Source organism: Kribbella speibonae (assembly GCF_004331375.1).
In the GTDB taxonomy this organism is placed as follows: Bacteria; Actinomycetota; Actinomycetes; order Propionibacteriales; family Kribbellaceae; genus Kribbella; species Kribbella sindirgiensis.
In genome coordinates this window covers 51,425-69,651 of sequence record NZ_SJKC01000002.1, presented here as the reverse complement: position 1 = coordinate 69,651, position 18,227 = coordinate 51,425, and the positions used below count along the sequence as shown (strand labels likewise).

Annotated in this window: 15 protein-coding genes, 4 tRNA genes and 1 riboswitch; of the genes, 10 read left to right on the top strand and 9 right to left on the bottom strand. The window is 68.9% G+C overall.

Annotated features, from left to right (window positions below):
• Positions 1 to 261: 261 nt before the first annotated feature.
• From E0H92_RS13755 to E0H92_RS13745, 3 genes are all read left to right on the top strand, one after another.
• Entirely contained in the window at positions 262 to 831 is a 570-nt protein-coding gene (locus E0H92_RS13755) for an ArsR/SmtB family transcription factor (protein WP_131461913.1), read from the top strand.
• Complete coding sequence (locus E0H92_RS13750; RefSeq protein WP_131496547.1) at positions 828 to 2,021, top strand: MFS transporter; 1,194 nt, start codon at positions 828 to 830, stop codon at positions 2,019 to 2,021. Before E0H92_RS13755 ends, E0H92_RS13750 begins: the two co-directional genes overlap by 4 nt.
• A gap of 84 nt (positions 2,022 to 2,105) precedes the next feature.
• Positions 2,106 to 3,899, top strand: coding sequence for a glycoside hydrolase family 9 protein (locus E0H92_RS13745; RefSeq protein WP_131496546.1), 1,794 nt, complete (start codon positions 2,106 to 2,108; stop codon positions 3,897 to 3,899).
• A gap of 4 nt (positions 3,900 to 3,903) precedes the next feature.
• Here E0H92_RS13745 and E0H92_RS44140 read toward each other — a convergent pair whose 3' ends face one another.
• Entirely contained in the window at positions 3,904 to 4,203 is a 300-nt protein-coding gene (locus E0H92_RS44140) for a hypothetical protein (protein ID WP_202873642.1), read from the bottom strand.
• Positions 4,204 to 4,313: 110 nt separating this feature from the next.
• Here E0H92_RS44140 and E0H92_RS13735 point away from each other — a divergent pair, with 110 nt between their 5' ends.
• Entirely contained in the window at positions 4,314 to 5,552 is a 1,239-nt protein-coding gene (locus tag E0H92_RS13735; RefSeq protein WP_131496545.1) for an amidase, read from the top strand.
• A 921-nt stretch (positions 5,553 to 6,473) separates the two neighbouring features.
• Here the strand turns inward: E0H92_RS13735 and E0H92_RS13730 are convergent.
• Positions 6,474 to 6,944, bottom strand: coding sequence for a GbsR/MarR family transcriptional regulator (locus E0H92_RS13730; RefSeq protein WP_131461909.1), 471 nt, complete (start codon positions 6,942 to 6,944; stop codon positions 6,474 to 6,476).
• 63 nt (positions 6,945 to 7,007) lie between these two features.
• On the opposite strand from E0H92_RS13730, the gene E0H92_RS13725 reads away from it, so the two are divergent.
• A complete protein-coding gene (locus E0H92_RS13725; RefSeq protein ID WP_131496544.1) occupies positions 7,008 to 8,576 on the top strand; it encodes a DHA2 family efflux MFS transporter permease subunit in 1,569 nt (522 codons plus the stop codon).
• A gap of 27 nt (positions 8,577 to 8,603) precedes the next feature.
• On the opposite strand, the gene E0H92_RS13720 is transcribed toward E0H92_RS13725, so the two are convergent.
• Entirely contained in the window at positions 8,604 to 10,052 is a 1,449-nt protein-coding gene (locus tag E0H92_RS13720) for a glycine hydroxymethyltransferase (protein WP_131461907.1), read from the bottom strand.
• 28 nt (positions 10,053 to 10,080) lie between these two features.
• Positions 10,081 to 10,163: riboswitch (ZMP/ZTP riboswitch) on the bottom strand.
• On the bottom strand, positions 10,162 to 11,775 hold the full coding sequence (locus tag E0H92_RS13715) for an acyl-CoA dehydrogenase family protein (protein ID WP_131496543.1): 1,614 nt from the start codon (positions 11,773 to 11,775) through the stop codon (positions 10,162 to 10,164). Its footprint overlaps the riboswitch before it by 2 nt.
• A 63-nt stretch (positions 11,776 to 11,838) precedes the next feature.
• Here E0H92_RS13715 and E0H92_RS13710 point away from each other — a divergent pair, with 63 nt between their 5' ends.
• From E0H92_RS13710 to E0H92_RS13695, 4 genes are all read left to right on the top strand, one after another.
• Complete coding sequence (locus tag E0H92_RS13710) at positions 11,839 to 13,014, top strand: YihY/virulence factor BrkB family protein (RefSeq protein ID WP_238152679.1); 1,176 nt, start codon at positions 11,839 to 11,841, stop codon at positions 13,012 to 13,014.
• A gap of 154 nt (positions 13,015 to 13,168) precedes the next feature.
• Positions 13,169 to 14,236, top strand: a complete 1,068-nt coding sequence (gene rsgA, locus E0H92_RS13705) for a ribosome small subunit-dependent GTPase A (protein ID WP_131496542.1) — start codon at positions 13,169 to 13,171, stop codon at positions 14,234 to 14,236.
• Positions 14,237 to 14,266: 30 nt separating this feature from the next.
• The gene (locus E0H92_RS13700; protein WP_131461903.1) at positions 14,267 to 15,010 is read left to right on the top strand and encodes an SDR family NAD(P)-dependent oxidoreductase; all 744 of its coding nucleotides are present in this window, start codon (positions 14,267 to 14,269) and stop codon (positions 15,008 to 15,010) included.
• Positions 15,011 to 15,187: 177 nt separating this feature from the next.
• Entirely contained in the window at positions 15,188 to 16,012 is an 825-nt protein-coding gene (locus E0H92_RS13695; RefSeq protein ID WP_131496541.1) for an EamA family transporter, read from the top strand.
• A gap of 49 nt (positions 16,013 to 16,061) precedes the next feature.
• Here E0H92_RS13695 and E0H92_RS13690 read toward each other — a convergent pair.
• The 4 genes from E0H92_RS13690 to E0H92_RS13675 form a co-directional block, all read right to left on the bottom strand.
• A tRNA-Val gene (locus E0H92_RS13690) sits at positions 16,062 to 16,133 on the bottom strand.
• A gap of 3 nt (positions 16,134 to 16,136) precedes the next feature.
• Positions 16,137 to 16,207: transfer RNA gene (locus E0H92_RS13685), tRNA-Cys, on the bottom strand.
• A gap of 14 nt (positions 16,208 to 16,221) precedes the next feature.
• Positions 16,222 to 16,294: transfer RNA gene (locus tag E0H92_RS13680), tRNA-Gly, on the bottom strand.
• A gap of 158 nt (positions 16,295 to 16,452) precedes the next feature.
• A complete protein-coding gene (locus E0H92_RS13675) occupies positions 16,453 to 17,340 on the bottom strand; it encodes a sigma-70 family RNA polymerase sigma factor (protein WP_338068856.1) in 888 nt (295 codons plus the stop codon).
• Between the two features lie 75 nt (positions 17,341 to 17,415).
• Between E0H92_RS13675 and E0H92_RS13670 the strand changes: the two genes are divergently transcribed.
• Positions 17,416 to 17,856 carry a pyridoxamine 5'-phosphate oxidase family protein gene (locus E0H92_RS13670; RefSeq protein ID WP_131496540.1) on the top strand — a complete coding sequence of 147 codons (441 nt, stop codon included), beginning with the start codon at positions 17,416 to 17,418 and terminating at the stop codon, positions 17,854 to 17,856.
• Between the two features lie 288 nt (positions 17,857 to 18,144).
• On the opposite strand, the gene E0H92_RS13665 is transcribed toward E0H92_RS13670, so the two are convergent.
• Positions 18,145 to 18,216: transfer RNA gene (locus tag E0H92_RS13665), tRNA-Val, on the bottom strand.
• Positions 18,217 to 18,227 lie beyond the last annotated feature (11 nt).

The following is an 18,227-nucleotide window of genomic DNA, read 5'->3' as shown; positions in this document are numbered from 1 at the left end:
AACATCGAAGGACAACAGATGGCGCTGCGCATCCGCCCGAGGTCGACATGAATGCGACCTACGAGGTGGGTGGAGAGGGCAGCGAGCATGTCCACAAGCGTCAGCGCCAACCGCTGACAAATCAACTCCCATTCCTACATCCTGAGACGCAATCTCACGATGCGGCTATCTCTACCAGTCTGGTGTTGATTGAATCGGGTATGGAGCGCGTCGTACAAGAACTCTTGTGCAAGAGTTCTTGTGGAAGCTACGGTGCTGTTCATGACGCCTCCGAACCGCCGGACGGTGACACCGTCCGTCCTCGCCGCCATGCACCATCCGCTGCGCCGCCGGCTCCTCGACCTGATCTACGTCGACGGGCCCGCGACCGCGTCCCGGCTGGCCGACTCCACCGGAGAACTTGTCGGCAATATCAGTCATCACCTGAAGGTTCTCGCGTCCGCGGGCGTGATCGTCGAAGCTCCGGAGCTGGCCAGGAACCGCCGCGAACGGTGGTGGAAGCTCGGCGACACCTCGGAGTACTCGTGGTCGATCGCGGACGCCGCCGGTGATCCGGCGGCCGAGTTGGTGGCGGCCACGGCCGAGGACGCGAACCTGGCCCATCACGTCGGCAAGGTGCGCCAGTGGTTCGACATGCGGTACGAGTTCGAGGAGCCCTGGGTGCGGGCGGCGTACGCCACCGAGAGATGGCTCACATTGACGCCCGATCAGCTCACTGAGCTGAGTGAACGGATCGAGGATCTGGTCCGGTCGTACTACGACAACCCGGCTTCCGGTGACGACGCGCAGCGGGTGTTCTTCTTCGCCCACGCGGTGCCGGCCCGCCCATGAGTACGACGGTCTTCCCGCCGCTCCGGAGAGACCGTCGGGTGCACGGATGGATCGCGTCGGCCGCGGTGTCACAGGCCGGCGACATGGCCTGGTACGTCGGGCTGGCGTGGAGTGCCGCACAGGTGACGAGCCCGGCCGGTGCGGGTCTGGTGATGGGGATCGGGGCGCTGCCGAAGGCGCTCATCCTGCTGTACGGCGGGGCGCTCGCGGACCGTTTCGACGGCCGGCGGACGATGATCCTCGCCAACCTGGCGCGGATCGTGGTCCTGGTGCTGGCCGCGACGGCGGTGGCGGTCTGGGGGCTTTCGCTAGCACTGCTAGTGGTCGTGGCGGTCGTGTTCGGCGCCGTCGACGCGCTCTACACGCCGGCGTCCGGGACGCTGCCGCGGCGCATGGTCCGCTCGGAGGACCTGGTCAAGCTGTCGGCGGGGACCCAGTTGGCGCACCGGCTCGCGGTCTTCGCGGGCGCCCCGCTCGGTGGCCTGCTGGTCGCGCACGGCGGGCTCATCACCGTGATGATCGTCGACGCGGCGTCGTTCGTGGTGATCGCGGTGGTGCTGGCGTTCCTGGTGAAGCCGCGCCTCCCGCAGCCGGTCTCCGCCGGCCGCTCGATCCGTGCCGACCTGCGCGACGGGTTCGCCTACCTCCAGCGGGACGCCCGGGCGCGGACGCTGGTGATCGCGTTCTCCGGCCTGAATCTGTGCGTCGGCCCGATCCTCGCGGTCGGTCTGGTCCAGCGCACCCACTCCGCCGGCTGGGGCTCGGCCTGGTACGGGTGGTTCGAGGCGTGCTCGGGGGTCGCGGCCGCGGTGGGCGCACTGGTCGCGATGCGCTGGAAGCCGGCCGACCTGGCGCGGTCCGGTCTGCTCGCGCTGGTCGTCCAGGCGGCCGGGTGCGCGATGATCGGGCTGATGCCGAAGCTCGGTGTCTTCGTTGCGATGGCGATGATCGGCTGTACGGCGGGGATCGCGTCGGCGCAGCTGTCCGCGGCGTTCCAGCAGAGCGTGGACCCGACGTACCTGGGGCGCAGCTTCAGCATCGTGAACCTGTCCGACGAGGCGATGATGCCGCTCGCGATGGTCGGCTTCGGGGCGCTGATCAGCCTGTCGGGGATCGCGGTGGCGTGCGTGCTGGTCGCCGCCGGTTTCGCGGCGATGATGCTCTGGGCCGCGGTCCGGGTCGATCGCTGAGGTCTGTACTCCGGGAGTCCGGTGCGCTACCGTCCGTCCGAGTAATAGGAAACTTTCCTAACGATTGGTCGGAGGGAGACAATCGTGAGGTCCTGGCGTCGGGTCGGAGCGGTGGTTCTGGCAGCGGGTCTGGTCGTGGGGTCGGTGGGTCCGGTGAGTGCGGCAGATGGTGTGGCCGGGGCGGTTCGCGTGAATCAGCTCGGGTACGGCGCCTTCGACGGCAAGGCGGCGTACGTGCTGAGCCGGTCGGCCGTGAGTCGCTACGAGGTGGTGGACCGGCATGGGCGCCGGGTGCTGAGCGGCCGGGTCGGCAAGGACGTGGGGGAGTGGAATGCGGCGTACCCGCACGTCTATCAGCTGGATCTGTCGGCGGTGAGGGTGCCGGGGAGCTATCGGGTCGAGGTGCCGGGCCTGCCGTCGGCGACCTTCGAGGTGCGGGCGTCGTCGGACCGGCTGCTGACGGGCGCCAAGGACAAGGCCGTCTCCTTCTTCACGGCTCAGCGCGACACGGCTCATCGGAATGACGCGAAGGCGCTCGTCTACGAGACGCCCGAGTTCGTGGATCCGGACACCGACCAGACCGTCGGCGAGCTGCAGCGGATCGGTGGGCCGGTCGACGTCTCCGGCGGGTGGTACGACGCGGGTGACTACCTCAAGTTCACGCATATCGCGGCGTACTCGGAATCGTTGCTGTGGGCATCGGCTCGGGAGAAGTGCGATCCGAAGGTGCTGGCGGAGGCGCGGCACGGGCTGGACTGGCTCGGCAAGATGTGGGACGAGCGGACGCGGACGCTCTACATCCAGGTCGGCGTCGGGACCGGCAACGCCGAGGAGACGTTCATCGGTGACCACGACATCTGGCGGCTGCCCGGTGTCGACGACAACCTGACCGATCCGTCGGAGCGCTTCCTGCGGAACCGGCCGGTGTTCCGGGCCGCGGCGCCAGGTCAGCCGATCAGCCCGAACCTGGCCGGTCGTACGGCGGCGGCGTTCGCACTCGCCGCGCAGGTCGAGCCGGACCGTGCGTCGGCCCGCCGGCATCTCGAAACGGCCGCCCAGATCCTCGCGCAGGCTAAGACGACCGATGTCGGGCAGCTGGTGACTTCGCTGCCGTTCGCGTTCTACCCGGAGACTGCTTGGCGGGACGATCTCGAGCTGGGTGCGACCGAACTCGCCCTGGCTGCTCGGCGGTTGGGTGACCCGCGGGGCGGGACCTGGCTGAAGCAGGCGGCGTACTGGGCGACGCAGTACATCGAGCACGAGGCGGGCGGCGACACGCTCAACCTGTACGACGTGAGCGCGTTGGCGCATGCCGATCTGATCCGGGCGGCGCGCACCGATCGGCCGCTGGTGCCCAAGCTGGTCGGCGATCTGCGGGCGCAGCTGGAGATCGGGGCGTCGCGGGCCGCGGTGGATCCGTTCCGGGCCGGAGCGCAGTACGACAACTTCGACGCCGTACCGCATGCCTTCGGGCTCGCGGCGACCGCGCGGCTGTACCGGACCGCGACGGGCGAGCGCCGGTACGACGCCTTCGGGCAGCAGCAGCTCGACTGGAACTTCGGGGCGAACGCGTGGGGTGTGTCGTTCATGGTGGGCGTCGGCCGGAACGCGGAGCGCTGCCCGCACCACCAGATCGCGAACATCACCGGCCGCACGCTGACCGGGGCCGTGGTCAACGGGCCCAACTCCGCGTCCCTGTTCGACGAAGGGCTCGGGGATCACCTGGACGGGATGAACCCGTGTCCCGCCGACGGCGTCGACCGGTACGCCGAGTTCACCGGCCACGGCTCGCGGTACGTCGACGACGTGCGCTCCTGGCAGGCCTCGGAACCGGCCGACGACTTCGCCGCGATCGCCGTGTACGCGCTGACTCGGTGACAGCTCAGGTTGTCCGCTGCTGCCGCACGCGCCGCGTCATGACCACACCGGGGATGCCGAGCCCGAGCAAGAACGGGATCGCGGCGAAGATCCCGAACCAGAGAAAGATCGCGAGGTAACCATAGGCGGCGTTGTCAACGTCCGCGTCCGCCACTGCGAGGAGGACAAAGCTCGCCACGAGTGCGACCACCATGAGGACCGCGAGGGCGATTGCCAGCCCGATGAGAATCCTGGCCCACCGCCGGTAGCCGGCGCTGATCACCCGGACTTGCGGCGGTGCGTACGCCGCAGGCCCACCAGGCATCTGAGGCGGGTAAGGGGGCGGCTGCTGTTCGGACATGGACCATTTCTAGTGTGTGCGGCCCCGAAACACCATTTACGCTCTGGTCCGGTGACCACTCACAGGAGGCGTGGATGGCGTTCGGCCCTCGTCGCCCGATGACCGCTCGGGCTGTTGCTGAGCAGGTGCGGTCGGGGGCTGTGTCTGCCCGGGAAATCGTAGAGAGCGCTCTCCAAGCGGCGCGGGAGCTCGATCCGGTGCTGCATTTCCTGGACGAACTGGACGCCGACGGGGCGCGGCGTGCTGCTGAGCGGCTGGAGCCGGGCGGGCCGTTGGCCGGCGTACCGTTCCTGATCAAGGCGCGTACGCCGCCTGAGTCGCCGATCCTGACCCGGTTGGTCGCCGGCGGCGCGATTCCGATCGGGTGGGCGACGCGAGCCCGGCCGGGTGCGGTCTCGCTGACGTTCGGGTGGAACGGGACCGAGTACACCCGCAATCCGTGGGATCTCACGCGGTCGCCGGGCGGATCGACCGCGGGTGGAGCGGCGGCCGTCGCGGCGGGCGTCGTACCGCTGGCTACCGGTGGTGACAGCGGCGGGTCGTTGCGGATCCCGGCATCGTTCTGCGGGATCGCGGGATTCAAGGGAACGTACGGTCGCGTCCCGCGCCCAGGCGGCCGCGCGCTCGGCGGACTGACCACCGCCGGCGTGATCGGCGCCGACCTCGACGACGTCATCCTCGCCACCAGCATCGCCAGCGGCCCGCACCGCCTGGACCCGACTGCCTTGCCCCACTGGCCGGTTCCCGTCTTTGAGAACCCACCAACCAAATCTGATGCCGATTCTTGGTTGGTGGGTTCTCAAAGACGGTGGCGGGTGGCGTATCGGTCGACGTTGGGGGCCTCGGCTGCTGATCCGGGCGTGGATCGGGTGGTGCGGGAGCGGTTGTCGAGGGCTGACGTGGAGTTGGTCGACGTACCGCTGGAGCTGGAGTCCACGGAGGAGGCTTGGCCGGTCCTGTCGGACCTCGACAACGGGCGCGGCGCGGAGGCAGCCGCCGCGAATCGGGCCCGCTTCATCAGGGATCACAACAACACCGCACTGGCGGACGTGTTCACCGCGGTGGATGTGCTGGTCACCCCGACCACCCTGACCGTTGCCCACGGCTACGATCAGCACGAGCAGAACATCATCACCGCTGACCCGTGCTGGATCTTCAACGTCACCGGCCATCCCGCGGTGAGCGTTCCGGCCGGTCTGTCGGACGGGCTCCCGGTGGGGATGCAGGTTGTTGCGCCGCACGGGGCGGATGAGATTGCGCTGGCGGTGGCCCGCCGGCTCCAGATCGAGCTGCCTCCACCGCCTGTCCGCTGACCGCCGGCGGCAGCGCCTTGGCCACGACGTCGATCGCCGACGCCAGCCGCTGGTCGGTTCGGGTCTCACCGCGAGCAGTCGGGGAGCGGAGCGGCTCGGGTTTCACGAAGTCGGCGACGGCCGCCACGACCTCCGGCGTGTAGACGTCGTCGTACGTCGCGGCGGTCGGTGCGGCGGACCCGGTCGGCGGCCGGAAGACCTCTTTGAGCTCGATCCGAAGGAACTTGACCAGTTCCTTCGCCCGGAGAAAGCGGCTCCGACGGAGAATCGCTCGTTCGCCGGTGAGGGTCGCGGTGTCGCGCCAATGGACGTCGCACATGATCCGCCCGAGCTGGAAACCCGGATTCGTCTCGCCTCCGGGGTAGCCGCGCGCATTGCCGTGCGTGAAGAACTCGCTGTAGAACGCGCCTTCGTCCTCGTACTTCAGCACGTTCCAGGCCCGGAACGGATCCGTCGGCAGGTCGCCTCGCACCCACGCCTCGTCCATCAGCGCGTGCGACGTCGCGTTCAGCGGCCGATGGCCGACATAGCGGTACTGCGGTTGCTCACCACGCCGGCGCCGGTCGTACTCGGCGATGATCTGCGGCCACTCGTCGGCGGACACCGCACGCGCCAGGCGCGACGCGAACGACGTCCGCGCACGCAGCTCGGCCCGCGACATGACCGGGTGGTCGGTGCGCCCGGTCATCGTCTCGAGTTTGTCCATCACGAAGGTCCCGCCGTGCGGCCCGACCCGCTCCCAGCGGGTGACTTTCAGCGACGGGCGGTTCGGTCCGCCGGTGACGGCGTTCAACGCGCGCAGGGCCGCGATCCCGATACGGTAGAGCGGGACCCGGCGGCGCATGATGCGCGTCTCCCAGGCGGTGCGGTACGCGCTGTTCAGCCACGCCGTACCGACGAGCTGCTTGGCTTCGCGGCGGTTCATCGCGGGTGTTTCGCCCGCCACTCCTTGATCATTTGGTCCATGTCGGCGTGGATGAACGCGAAGAAGTCGGCGGCCTCGGTCAGGCGCCGGCCGACGGGGGTGTCTTCGCCGAACAGTGACGCGCCGGAGCGGCTGGTCGACTCCCACTCGGTGAGTGCGAGGTTGCGGCGGTCCAGGATCGCGGCGAAGACGTCCTCGCGGATCCGGTAGTGGTCCTTGCGCGAGCCCGGCAGCCGCTCGCGGGAGATGAACGAGACCTGGAGCAGCTGGCGGACGGCACCGGACACGGCCGGCTGGCTGATCTGCAGCAACTCGGCGAGTTCGGCCGCCGTCATCGTCCCGGTCGGGCTGACCAGCATCGCGCCCATCACCCGGGCCGACATCGTGGGTACGCCGCTGTTCGCCAGCACGCCCGCGAAGCGCTCGACGAACTGGCTGACGGCCTCCCGGCTCGGTTCCTCGCCCATGGTTGAAGCTTACAGTAATTTGATCTATCGCAACTATCACAGACTTCTGATATTTTGAATTTCATGACCTCGACCACCGACACCGTTGGGCCGACGCTGACCGGCGCCCGCCGCTTCGGTGTGCTCATCGCTCTGTGTCTCGCCGTGCTCGTGCTCGGCCTGGACACCACCGTGCTGAACGTCGCGCTGCCGACGCTGGCCAAGGACCTGGAGGCGTCCACCAGCCAGCTGCAATGGATGGCGAACAGCTACAACCTGGTGCTCGCCGCGCTGCTGTTGCCCGCCGGTCTGCTCGGCGACCGCTACGGGCGCCGCAAGATCATCGCGATAGCGCTCACCCTGTTCGGCCTCGCGTCACTGGCCTGCGCGCTCGCGGACTCGGCCGGCCAGTTGATCGCCGCCCGCGCGTTCCTCGGGATCGGCGCGGCGATGATCGTCCCGGTCGCGCTGTCGCTGATCACCGTGCTGTTCCGCACCGCGGAGGAGCGGAAGAAGGCGATCGGGTTCTTCGTCGTCGCCAACAGCATCGGGATGCCGCTCGGCCCGATCGTCGGCGGCCTGCTGCTCGACCACGCCGGCTGGCAGTGGATCTTCGTGATCAACATCCCGATCGCGTTCCTGGCCGCGCTGGCGGTCACGCTGCTCGTCCCGGAGAGCCGGAGCGCGAACCGCCCGGCGATCGACTGGCTCGGCATGATCCTGTCCAGTGCCGGTCTCGCGGCGCTCGTGTACGGCGTGACCAAGGCGGGGGAGACGTCGTGGGGTGACGCCGCAACGATCGTGTTCCTCGGGCTGGCCGTCGTCCTGATCGCCGGGTTCCTCGGGTGGCAGCGGCGCAACAGCGATCCGTTGATCGAGCTGCGGCTGTTCCGCGAGCGGGTGTTCACCGGTGGCGCCGTACTGCTGACCGTGTCGGTGTTCGCGATCTTCGGGCTGCTGTTCACGATGCCGCAGTACTTCCAGGGCATCAACGGGTCGGATGCGCTGCACACCGGGCTCAAGCTGCTGCCGTTCATCGGCGGTATGACGGTCGGCGCGAAACTGGCCGAGCCGGTCGAGGCGAAGGCGGGTACGCGGCTCGTGGTGATGACCGGCTTCGTGGTGATGGCGGCCGGGTTCGTGCTCGGTGCCTTCACCGACCTCGGGACCGGGTACGGCTACACCGCGATCTGGTTCGCGGTGGTCGGTTTCGGCCTCGGGTGCTCGATGCCGCAGGCAATGAACGCGGCGCTCGGCGTGCTCGACCCGGAGCGGGCCGGGACCGGATCAGCCCTATTGCAAGCGTTCCGGCAGGTCGGCGGCACGGTCGGCGTCGCCGTACTCGGCACGGTCCTGAACTCGGTCTACCGAGACGACGTCAACACCACCGGATTGCCCGCACAGGCAGCCGACGCGGTCGAGAAGAGCCTGGCCGGCGGCCTCGCGGTCGCCGAGAAGGCCGGTTCCCCAGCCCTGCTCGCGAACGTCCGCGACGCCTTCATCAACAGCCTCAACACCACGATGTGGGTCTCGGCCGGAATCGCCGTCGCCGGCGCGATCCTCGCCGCCGTCCTGATGCCCGCGCGGGCCGAAAAGCCCTCGCAGGAGGCCCTGATGGGGGTCAAGCAAGACAGCACAACGCCCGCCCCCTGAATGCGGAGCGGGCGCTGTGACGAGGAGTCAGCTGAGCTCGAGGCCCGGGTACAGCGGGAACTTGTCGAGCATTTCGGCCGAGGCGGCCTTGGTCTTGTCGGCGACGCCGTCGGCCAGCACGTACTTCGCCTTCGACGGGGCACCGGCGGACGTGGTCGTCGGTGTGGTGGAGGACAGGACGTCGACGATCAGCTCGGCGACGCGGTCGAACTCGTCGGCGCCGAAGCCGCGCGTGGTGAGTGCCGGCGTACCGATCCGGACGCCGGAGGTGTACCAGGCGCCGTTCGGGTCGCGCGGTACGGCGTTCCGGTTGGTGACGATGCCCGCGTCGAGCAGCGCCGACTCGGCCTGCCGGCCGGTGATGCCGTACGACGAGACGTCCAGCAGCACCAGGTGGTTCTCGGTGCCGTCCGTCACGAGCTTCACGCCGCGCTTCATCAGGCCCTCGGCCAGCGTCACCGCGTTGTCCGCGACGGACTGCGCGTAGTCCTGGAACGACGGCTGCCGCGCCTCGGCCAGCGCGACCGCCTTGGCGGCCATCGTCTGGCTGAGCGGACCGCCGAGCACCATCGGGCAGCCGCGGTCGACGGAGTCGGCGTACTCCGGCTGGCAGAGCACCATGCCGCCGCGCGGGCCGCGCAGCGACTTGTGGGTCGTGGTCGTGGTGACGTGCGCGTGCGGGACCGGGTCGAAGTCGCCGGTGAAGACCTTGCCCGCGACCAGACCGGCGAAGTGCGCCATGTCGACCATCAGGGTGGCGCCGACCTCGTCGGCGATCTCGCGCATCTTGGCGAAGTTCACCTTGCGCGGGTACGCCGAGTAGCCGGCGATCAGGATCAGCGGCTTGAACTCGCGGGCGGCCTCGGCGACCTTGTCGTAGTCGAGCAGACCGGTCGACGGGTCGGTGCCGTAGGAGTGCTGGTTGAACATCTTGCCGGAGATGTTCGGCCGGAAGCCGTGCGTCAGGTGACCGCCCGCGTCCAGCGACATGCCGAGCATCTTCTGGTCGCCGAGCGCCTTGCGGAGCTTGGTCCAGTCCTCGTCGGTCAGGTCGTTGACGTGCTTGGCGCCCGCCTCGGCCAGCGCCGGGGACTCGATCCGCTGCGCCAGGATCGCCCAGAACGCGACCAGGTTCGCGTCGATCCCGGAGTGCGGCTGAACGTAGGCGTGCGGGGCGCCGAACAGCTCGCGGGCGTGGTCGGCGGCGGTCTGCTCGACGGTGTCGACGTTCTGGCAGCCCGCGTAGAAGCGGTGCCCGATGGTGCCCTCGGCGTACTTGTCCGACAGCCAGTTGCCCATCGTGAGCAGGGTGGCGGGGGAGGCGTAGTTCTCGCTCGCGATCAGCTTCAGCGAGGACCGCTGGTCGGCGAGTTCGGACCTGATCGCGCCGGCGATGGTGGGCTCCACCGCGGCGATCACCTGCAGCGCGTTGTTGTACGCGGCCGACGCGGCGGCCGCGTCGAAGGACTGAGTCATCGTTGTCTCTCCTGCGGTTGCAGTGGGTCGAAGGCACCCAGGCGCACGGTGCCGACGGGTTTCGCTCCCCGGTGGTTCTCCACCTTCAGCGCGCCAGTCGCGACGAGGCTCACCCTATCGTGCGCTCGACGATTTGCTCGAAGGGTGTCGTCCGCGGCAACGTCCCGAACACACCACCCCAGTCGCCGGCCAGCCGCGACGCCACGAACGCATCTGCGACCGCGGGCGTCGAGTGCCGGATCAGCAACGAAGCCTGCAGGCACAGGGCCATCCGGGCGGCCAGCCTGCGGGCCCCGGCTTCGGCGTTCTCGATGTCAGCAAGCGCTTGCAGTACGTCGTTCACCGCCGCATCCAGCCGCGCATCCGCCCCCTGCACGGCGGCCATCTCGGTCAGCCATGCCTCGAGCGACTCGGGTCGGCGCAGGGCCCGCAGTACGTCGAGCGCGTTGACGTTCCCCGACCCTTCCCAGATCGAGTTGAGTGGCGACTCGCGGTAGAGCAGCGGCAGCCCGGACTCTTCGACGTACCCGTTGCCGCCGAGGCATTCCAGCGCCTCCGCGACCATGAACGGCGTCCGCTTGCACACCCAGAACTTCGCGAGGGGCAGGGCTATCCGCCGGAACGCCGCTTCCTTCGGGTCTGAGGAGTCGACTGCCGCGGCGAGGCGCATGCCGAGGGCTGTTGCCGCCTCGCTCTCGATCGCCAGGTCCGCCAGCACGTTCTGCATCGCGGGCTTGTCCGCCAGCAACCCTCCGAAGGCCGACCGGTGCCGGGTGTGCCAGATCGCTTCCACCAGCGCCCGCCGCTGGAGCGCCGCCGAGCCGAGCACGCAGTCGAGCCGGGTCGCGGCCACCATCTCGATGATCGTGCGCACCCCGGCGCCCTCGTCACCGAGGCGGTACCCGATCGTGCCGTGGAACTCGACCTCGCTGGACGCGTTCGAGCGGTTGCCGACCTTGTCCTTCAGGCGCTGCAGCGCGAATGGGTTCCGGTTGCCGTCGGCAAGAACCCGCGGTACGACGAAGCAGCTCAGCCCGTCCGGCGCCTGCGCGAGGACCAGGAACAGGTCCACCTGCGGCGCCGAGCAGAACCACTTGTGCCCGTTCAGCTGGTACACATCGCCGGCGGGCGTCGCCGTCGTGAGGTTCGCCCGTACGTCGGAACCGCCCTGCTTCTCGGTCATCCCCATCCCGGCCAGTACGCCGTTCTTCGCCGCGGCCGGCAGCCGGCGTACGTCGTACTGCGTGGACGCCAACTGCGGGATCCACTCCTTCGCCAACTGCTCGTCCGCCCTCAAAGCGGGCACGGCGGCGTACGTCATCGAGATCGGGCAGCCGTGGCCCGGCTCGACCTGCGACCACAGGTAGAACCCGGCCGCGCGGGTGAGATGCGGCGACGGGCGCTCGCTGGTCCACGGCGCCGCCTGGAGCCCGAAGCCGACGGCCTGCTCCATCAGCCAGTGCCACGACGGGTGGAACTCGACCTCGTCGATCCGGTTCCCGTAGCGGTCGTGGGTGCGCAGGATCGGCGGGTTCTGGTTCGCCGGGAGAGCGTGGGAGAGCGCCTCCTCGGACCCCGCGAGCTCGCCGATCCGGTGCAGATCGGGATCGCCGGTGAGGTCGGCGTACGGACGCAGAGCGTCACCGAGGGCCGCGTCCCGGGTGAAGAAGTTCACGCCCCGCAGTGGGGGAGCCTGATTCGTTACCGCGAATGGGTCCGCCATGTCAGTACGGTAAGCGGTATGGCACGTTCTGGGGCAGGACCCACTGGTGGGAGCTCCCTCTCATTGGCATGGGTTCGCAGGGTCCCCGCGACGACCTGGAAGCTGCTCACCCAGACGATCGGCGTCTGTCTGCGCTACCGGGTCACCGGACTCGCGGCCGAGGGGGCGTTCTTCGCGATCCTCTCGCTGCCGCCGCTGATCTTCGGGCTGGCCGGCTCGCTCGGTTACATCGCGAGCAAGTGGTTCGAGGTCGAGACGATCAACGACATCAAGCAGCAGATCGTCGACCTGGCCGCCCGGGCGCTGACCGACGACTCGATCAAGAACGTCATCGCCCCGACGCTGGACCAGGTGCTCAACGGCGGCCGGCCGGACGTCATCTCGATCGGTTTCGTGCTGGCGCTGTGGTCCGGCAGCCGCGCGCTGAACGTGTTCGTCGACACCATCACGATCATGTACGGGATGGGCGGCAAGCGCGGCATCGTCCGCACCCGCGCGCTGTCGTTCTCGCTGTACTGCGCGGCGCTGGTCATCGGTGTGATCGTCCTGCCGCTGGTGCTGGCCGGACCGGACGCGGTCGACGCCCTGCTGCCGCACCGGCTGGACTTCCTGAACCAGCTGTACTGGCCCGTGGTCACGATCCTGTCCGCGGGCTTCTTGAACACCCTGTACCACCTCTCGGTCCCGATCCGGACGCCGTGGGTCTCGGACCTGCCCGGGTCGTTCCTGGCGCTGTCGATCTGGATCCTCGGCAGCTTCGTGCTCCGGTGGATCCTGCAGAGCACGGTCGGCGGTACGTCGATCTACGGCCCGCTGGCGGCGCCGATCGCCGTACTGATGTGGCTCTACATGACAGCCATCGCCGTACTGATCGGTGCGGCGCTGAACGCGGTCGTGGACCGGCTGTGGCCGCACAAGGCGCACGTCACCGAGGTGAAGCAGGCGGAGGCCGTCGAGGAGCCCGACGCGGCCGAAGAGATCGAGCCGGTGATGAAGGCGGAGCCGGACCCGCACCACGAGGAAGGCTACGTACCGACGCCCGCGGAGTCGGAGGAGCGTCCGGAGGCGGCTGTCGGGCGGAAGGTGGAGAAGCTGGGCCAGCGACCCCGGAAGGTCGCTCCCTCGGCTGCGCCTCGACCTGAGCGTGAGCCTGAAGCTCAAGTTGAGCCTGAGGCCGCGCGGAAGCCCGCGTCGGTCGGAAAATCCGGTGCGCAGAGTGACACCGACGACCTAGGCTGACGGCATCGCGACACACGGTTCCGGCTCGGGACCGCTGGGATTCGGAAGGGAGGCACCCGCCATGAGCTTGCAACAGGCCCGGTGGGCCGTTGTCTCCCGCACCGTCCGTCCGCTGAGCTGATCTCGCGGCCGGACCCTCTGAAAGGTTCGCCGCATGTCAGCCACGCTTGAGGCCCTGGGACTCGACAGTTCCACGGCCGAGTTTCTGCAATCCGTCCCCGACGACCTCGTCGCGGGACGCGTCGCCCGGGTCGACAAGGGCCTGGCGACGGTCTTCACCGAGGACGGCCCGGTCCGCGCCAGCTGGTCCGGGGCGCTGCTCGCCGAAATCGCCGCCGACGCGCAGGCCGGCCCCTGCACAGGGGACTGGGTCGTCCTGCGGTTCTGGCCCGACGACCGGATCACGCTCGAGTCGGTGCTGCCGCGCCGTACGACGATCGTCCGGGCGGAGGTCGGCGGCTCGTCCCGCGGCCAGGTACTCGCGTCGAACGTCGACGTGATCGCGATCGTCGTCGGACTCGTCCCGGAGCCGAACATCGTCCGCATCGAGCGGTTCCTGGCGCTGGCCTGGGAGAGCGGTGCGCGACCGGTCGTCGTCCTGACGAAATCCGACCTCGTCGGGGACGCCGAGTCGGTGGCCGAGGACGTAGCGGTCGCCGCGCCCGGTGCCGACGTACTCGTCTGCAGCGCCACCACCGGCGCCGGGATGGACGACGTACGGGCGCTGCTGGACGGGAACGCGACGCTAGCGCTGCTAGGTTCCAGTGGCGCCGGCAAGTCGTCGCTGGTGAACGTACTGGCGGGTGTGGAGCTGCTGGACGTGCAGGACATCCGCGAGGACGGGAAGGGCCGGCACACCTCGGTACGGCGCGAGCTGATCGCGCTGCCCCAGGGCGGGGTCGTGATCGACACACCTGGGCTGCGGGGGATCGGTCTGCAGGAGAGTGGTGAGGGCATCGCCGCGGCTTTCCCGGACATCACGGCGTTGGCGGAGCAGTGCAAGTTCAAGGACTGCTCACATGTGATGGAACCGGGGTGCGCGGTCCAGGCCGCGCTGGAGGACGGGTCGCTGCCGTACCGGCGCTACGACAGCTGGGTGAAGCTGCAGCGCGAGGCGGCGTACATGGCTCGTCGCACGGACGTCCGGCTGCGGAACGAGGCTAAGAAGGAGTGGGTCCGGGCTGCGAAGTCCTATCGCCGGGAGTGGAAGCCGCGACCGTGATGCCGTGCCTTTGATGGCAGGATCGGTTCTATGAACCGATCGGTGCTGGTGACAGGGGCTTCGCGGGGGATCGGTGCGGCGGCGGCGCGGGCGTTCGCTGCCGCGGGTGACCGGGTGGCCATCCACTACAGCGCCTCCGCGGACGCCGCGGCGCAGGTGCTGAAGGAGCTGCCGGGTTCGGGGCATCTGACGGTGCAGGCGGATCTGGCGGACCCGGCGGCCATCGAGGCGATGGTGTCGGATGCCGCCGCGGCGCTGGGCGGGATCGACGTACTCGTGAACAACGCCGGCGTGTATCACCCGCACCGGATCCGCGAGACGACGTACGCCGAATGGCAGCAGGCCTGGGCGGACACGCTCGCGGTGAATCTCGTGGGTCCGTCCAACGTCACGTGGTGCGCGGTACGGCACATGGCGCGCGGCGGCCGGATCGTGAACGTGTCGTCGCGCGGCGCCTTCCGCGGCGAGCCGAACCAGCCCGCGTACGGCGCCTCGAAGGCGGCGATCGTGTCTTTCACGCAGTCGCTGGCGCGGGCGCTGGGGCCGGAGGGGATCGCGGTGACCGCGATCGCGCCGGGCTGGACGGTCACCGACATGGCCGCGGTGAACCTGGCCGGTGACGGGTACGACCGGCGCCGGCTGGAGAGCCCGCTCGAGCGCGTGGCCGACCCATCGGAGGTCGCGGCCGCGATTCTGTACCTGGCGTCGCGTGAGGCCGAGTTCGCGACCGGGACCGTTCTCGACTTCAACGGCGGGTCGTACCTGCGGATGTAAATCCGTTCGCTCGATGGTTCCGGGCTGGTTAGGGTCCTTCTCGTGCATCGCATCATCACTCCGCCGGCCGCCGCTTAGCGGACGGCGTCCTCGCGCTCAGGCCTGGTGGCCTGGGCTTCTTCGGGCTGTTCGCAGACGCCCCGACCATTCGTTGCGAACACCTTCCCGGAGTGTCCGATGCATCATCGTCGCTCGACGAGGCGCGCCCTCGTCTACGTCGTCCTAGCCGCCCTCGCCTGGGGCACCGGCGGCCCAACCGGCGCCCTGCTATCCCAGCACGCCGACCTAACCCCACTAGCCACCTCTTTCTGGCGCCTATCCGCAGCCGCCGCCTGGCTGGCCCTCGCCCGCGTCGCCGCAAGCCGCGACCCTCTCCGGCCAGTGCTTGTCGCTGGCCCGCTCCGCTACGTCCTGAGCGGTTTGGGTCTGGCGGTGTGCCAACTCGGCTACTTCACCGCAATCCCGCGCGTCGGCGTAGGCATAGCCACCGTGATCGCCCTAGGCGCAGCCCCACTCCTCATCACCCTCGCCACCCGAGAACGACTGACCCCAGCCCTCTTCGCCGCCCTGGCCGGCCTAATCCTCCTGTCAGCAACCAGCGGCACAACGAACCTCACCGGTATCGCAGCAGCCGTCCTCTCCGCAGCCGGCTACTCCCTGACAACCCTCCTCAACCGCAACACCTCAGACCCCCTAACCACCGCACTCCTGGGCTTCACCGCAGGCGCCCTCTTCCTGGCCCCCTTCGCCGCCCTGCCCACCACACCCATCGGCTGGCTGCTGATCGCCTACTTCGGCCTGATCCCAACAGCAGTCGCCTACACCCTCTTCTACATCGGCCTAAGAACCCTCAAAGCCTCAACAGCCGCAGTGCTAGCGCTCCTAGAACCAGTAGTAGCCGCAGCCATCGGCGTACTCGCCTTCCACGAACACCTCACCCCGCTAGCACTGCTAGGCGCCGCCGTACTCCTGCTAGCAGTAGCAGCCCAAAGCCGCCGCTGAAATGCGAACAGGCGGTGAGTGCTTTCGCACCCACCGCCTGTTCGTTGCGTGGACGATACTGGGATCGAACCAGTGACCTCTTCCGTGTCAGGGAAGCGCGCTACCGCTGCGCCAATCGTCCTCGAGGTGGAGACGGGATTCGAACCCGTGTACACGGCTTTGCAGGCCGTTGCCTCGCCTCTCGGCCACTCCACCAGGTGGCCTCTCCGAGCGGACGACCGGGTTCGAACCGGCGACCTCAACCTTGGCAAGGTTGCGCTCTACCAACTGAGCTACGTCCGCACTGCGCTCCGTCGCGTTTCCGCTCGGTGCGAGAGCAGAACAGTAGCGCACTTTCCGCCCGGACAAAAACCCGATTTCACCGCCTCGGGACGAGTCTGAATCGCACCCCATCCGTCACACGAGTCCCATCGATCCTGTCCACTCGCCACGCCGTTCGGTCACCCCTTCAACGACACCAGATCGACGTTTTCGAGGTACTCCGCATCGCCCCGGAGATCGATCGCGGCGACACGCCCGTCGACCACGGTGAAAGAGAACACAACCAGTGGTTCACCACGCTGCATCCACACCAGGCCAGGCATTCCGTCGACGAGCACCAGCTTCGCCGCGGCCGCCCGACCGGAGAACACCTGTGCCACACGGTCGGCTCCCGCGAGCCCCGGCGTACCGCCGTAGGCAGCTGCGCCCGCGTCACTTCGTACGACGACCTCCGGGTCCAGCACGTTCAGCAGTGCTGAGAAGTCCGCACCCCGGGCCGCGGCGAGGAAGGCGGTGACGACCTCCTTCTGCCGCACCACGTCGACGTCGGTCGGTTCCGGCGTACCGCGGACCCGCCGTCGCGCGCGGCTGGCGATCTGGCGCGCGGCGGCGGGCGACTTGCCGATGATCGGCGCGATGTCCTCGAACGGTACGGCGAACAGATCGTGCAGTACGAACGCGAGCCGCTCGGCCGGCGACAGCGTCTCGAGAACCACTAGCAGTGCTAGCCCAACCGAATCGGCCTGTACTGCTTCGAGCTCGGGATCCGGTACGACGTCGTCCGCGATCCCCGGGGAGTGGTCGCCGACCGGCAGCTCGGGCCGTCCGCGCCGGGTCCGCAGCATGTCCAGGCAGATCCGCCCGACCACGGTCGTCAGCCAGCCGCCGAGGTTGTCGATCGTCGCCGTGTCGCTGCGACTCAGCCGGATCCAGGTCTCCTGGACCGCGTCCTCGGCCTCGGGTTCGGAGCCCAGGATCCGGTACGCGACAGCTCGCAGCCGGTCCCGGTTCTGCTCGAACCGCGTCGCGAGCCAGTCGTCCCCGCCCATTCCGACCACATCCTTCACCTGTCACACTGACCGGCCGAGCGCCGTCATGCGATTGACGGAGTACGAGCACCACATGTGACAGAGGAGTGAGCGATGACGGCAGAGGCCCGCCCGTTGGAGGTCCGCAAGCAGGACGTCCTGAACCGTCTGGAGAAGGACGTCGATGCGTGGGTTTCCACGGCGTCTCCGGACGGTACGCCGTACCTCATGCCGCTCTCGTTCCTGTGGAGCGACGGCACGCTGCTGCTGTCGACGGCGCGGACGAACCCGACGGCGCGGAACCTGCTGGCGAATCCCGTCGTACAGCTGACGCTGGGGGAGGTGCGCGACGTGATCCACGTGGCCGGCACGGTTGCGGTCGGCGACGTGTCGGAGGCCGAGGGCGACGCGTTCGCGGCGAAGGCCGGCTTCGACCCGCGTCCGCTGGCGAACTACCCGTTCTTCCGGGTCACGCCGACGAAGATCCAGGCCTGGCGCGAGGTCAACGAACTCAAGGACCGCGTCCTGCTGGACCACGGCACCTGGCTCGTCTGACCCGCGATCCGAACCCGCGGGTGAGCAACCGCCCAAACCAACCACCGCAGCCGAGCGAAGCGAAGGCGTCTAGGCGCGGGGCGGTTGGACGTGTGGTGAGCGACCCGCGAACTGGACCCACGCAGGTGAGCGAACTACCCAAGCCAACCCCCGCAGCCGAGCGAAGCGAAGGCGCAAGGGGGTGCGGGTGGCGGAGCCCCCGCCGCGCGGCAAGCGAAGCGCAGCCGCACAAATGACGAAGGCGAGCCGCTCCGCGCTTTCCGCGGACACGACTCGCCATCGCCTTCGTGGGCGATACTGGGTTCGAACCAGTGACCTCTTCGGTGTGAACGAAGCGCGCTACCACTGCGCCAATCGCCCGGGGTGGTGCT

Bases quoted from the DNA above. Each gene is read 5' to 3' on its own strand.
- E0H92_RS13750 (WP_131496547.1), top strand. From the start codon at position 828: ATGAGTACGACGGTCTTCCCGCCGCTCCGGAGAGACCGTCGGGTGCAC.
- E0H92_RS13670 (WP_131496540.1), top strand. From the start codon at position 17,416: ATGACGGCAGAGGCCCGCCCGTTGGAGGTCCGCAAGCAGGACGTCCTG.
- E0H92_RS13725 (WP_131496544.1), top strand. From the start codon at position 7,008: ATGACCTCGACCACCGACACCGTTGGGCCGACGCTGACCGGCGCCCGC.
- E0H92_RS13695 (WP_131496541.1), top strand. From the start codon at position 15,188: ATGCATCATCGTCGCTCGACGAGGCGCGCCCTCGTCTACGTCGTCCTA.
- E0H92_RS13720 (WP_131461907.1), bottom strand. From the start codon at position 10,052: ATGACTCAGTCCTTCGACGCGGCCGCCGCGTCGGCCGCGTACAACAAC.
- E0H92_RS13735 (WP_131496545.1), top strand. From the start codon at position 4,314: ATGGCGTTCGGCCCTCGTCGCCCGATGACCGCTCGGGCTGTTGCTGAG.
- E0H92_RS13730 (WP_131461909.1), bottom strand. From the start codon at position 6,944: ATGGGCGAGGAACCGAGCCGGGAGGCCGTCAGCCAGTTCGTCGAGCGC.
- E0H92_RS13700 (WP_131461903.1), top strand. From the start codon at position 14,267: ATGAACCGATCGGTGCTGGTGACAGGGGCTTCGCGGGGGATCGGTGCG.
- E0H92_RS44140 (WP_202873642.1), bottom strand. From the start codon at position 4,203: ATGCCTGGTGGGCCTGCGGCGTACGCACCGCCGCAAGTCCGGGTGATC.
- E0H92_RS13755 (WP_131461913.1), top strand. From the start codon at position 262: ATGACGCCTCCGAACCGCCGGACGGTGACACCGTCCGTCCTCGCCGCC.
- E0H92_RS13715 (WP_131496543.1), bottom strand. From the start codon at position 11,775: ATGGCGGACCCATTCGCGGTAACGAATCAGGCTCCCCCACTGCGGGGC.
- rsgA (WP_131496542.1), top strand. From the start codon at position 13,169: ATGTCAGCCACGCTTGAGGCCCTGGGACTCGACAGTTCCACGGCCGAG.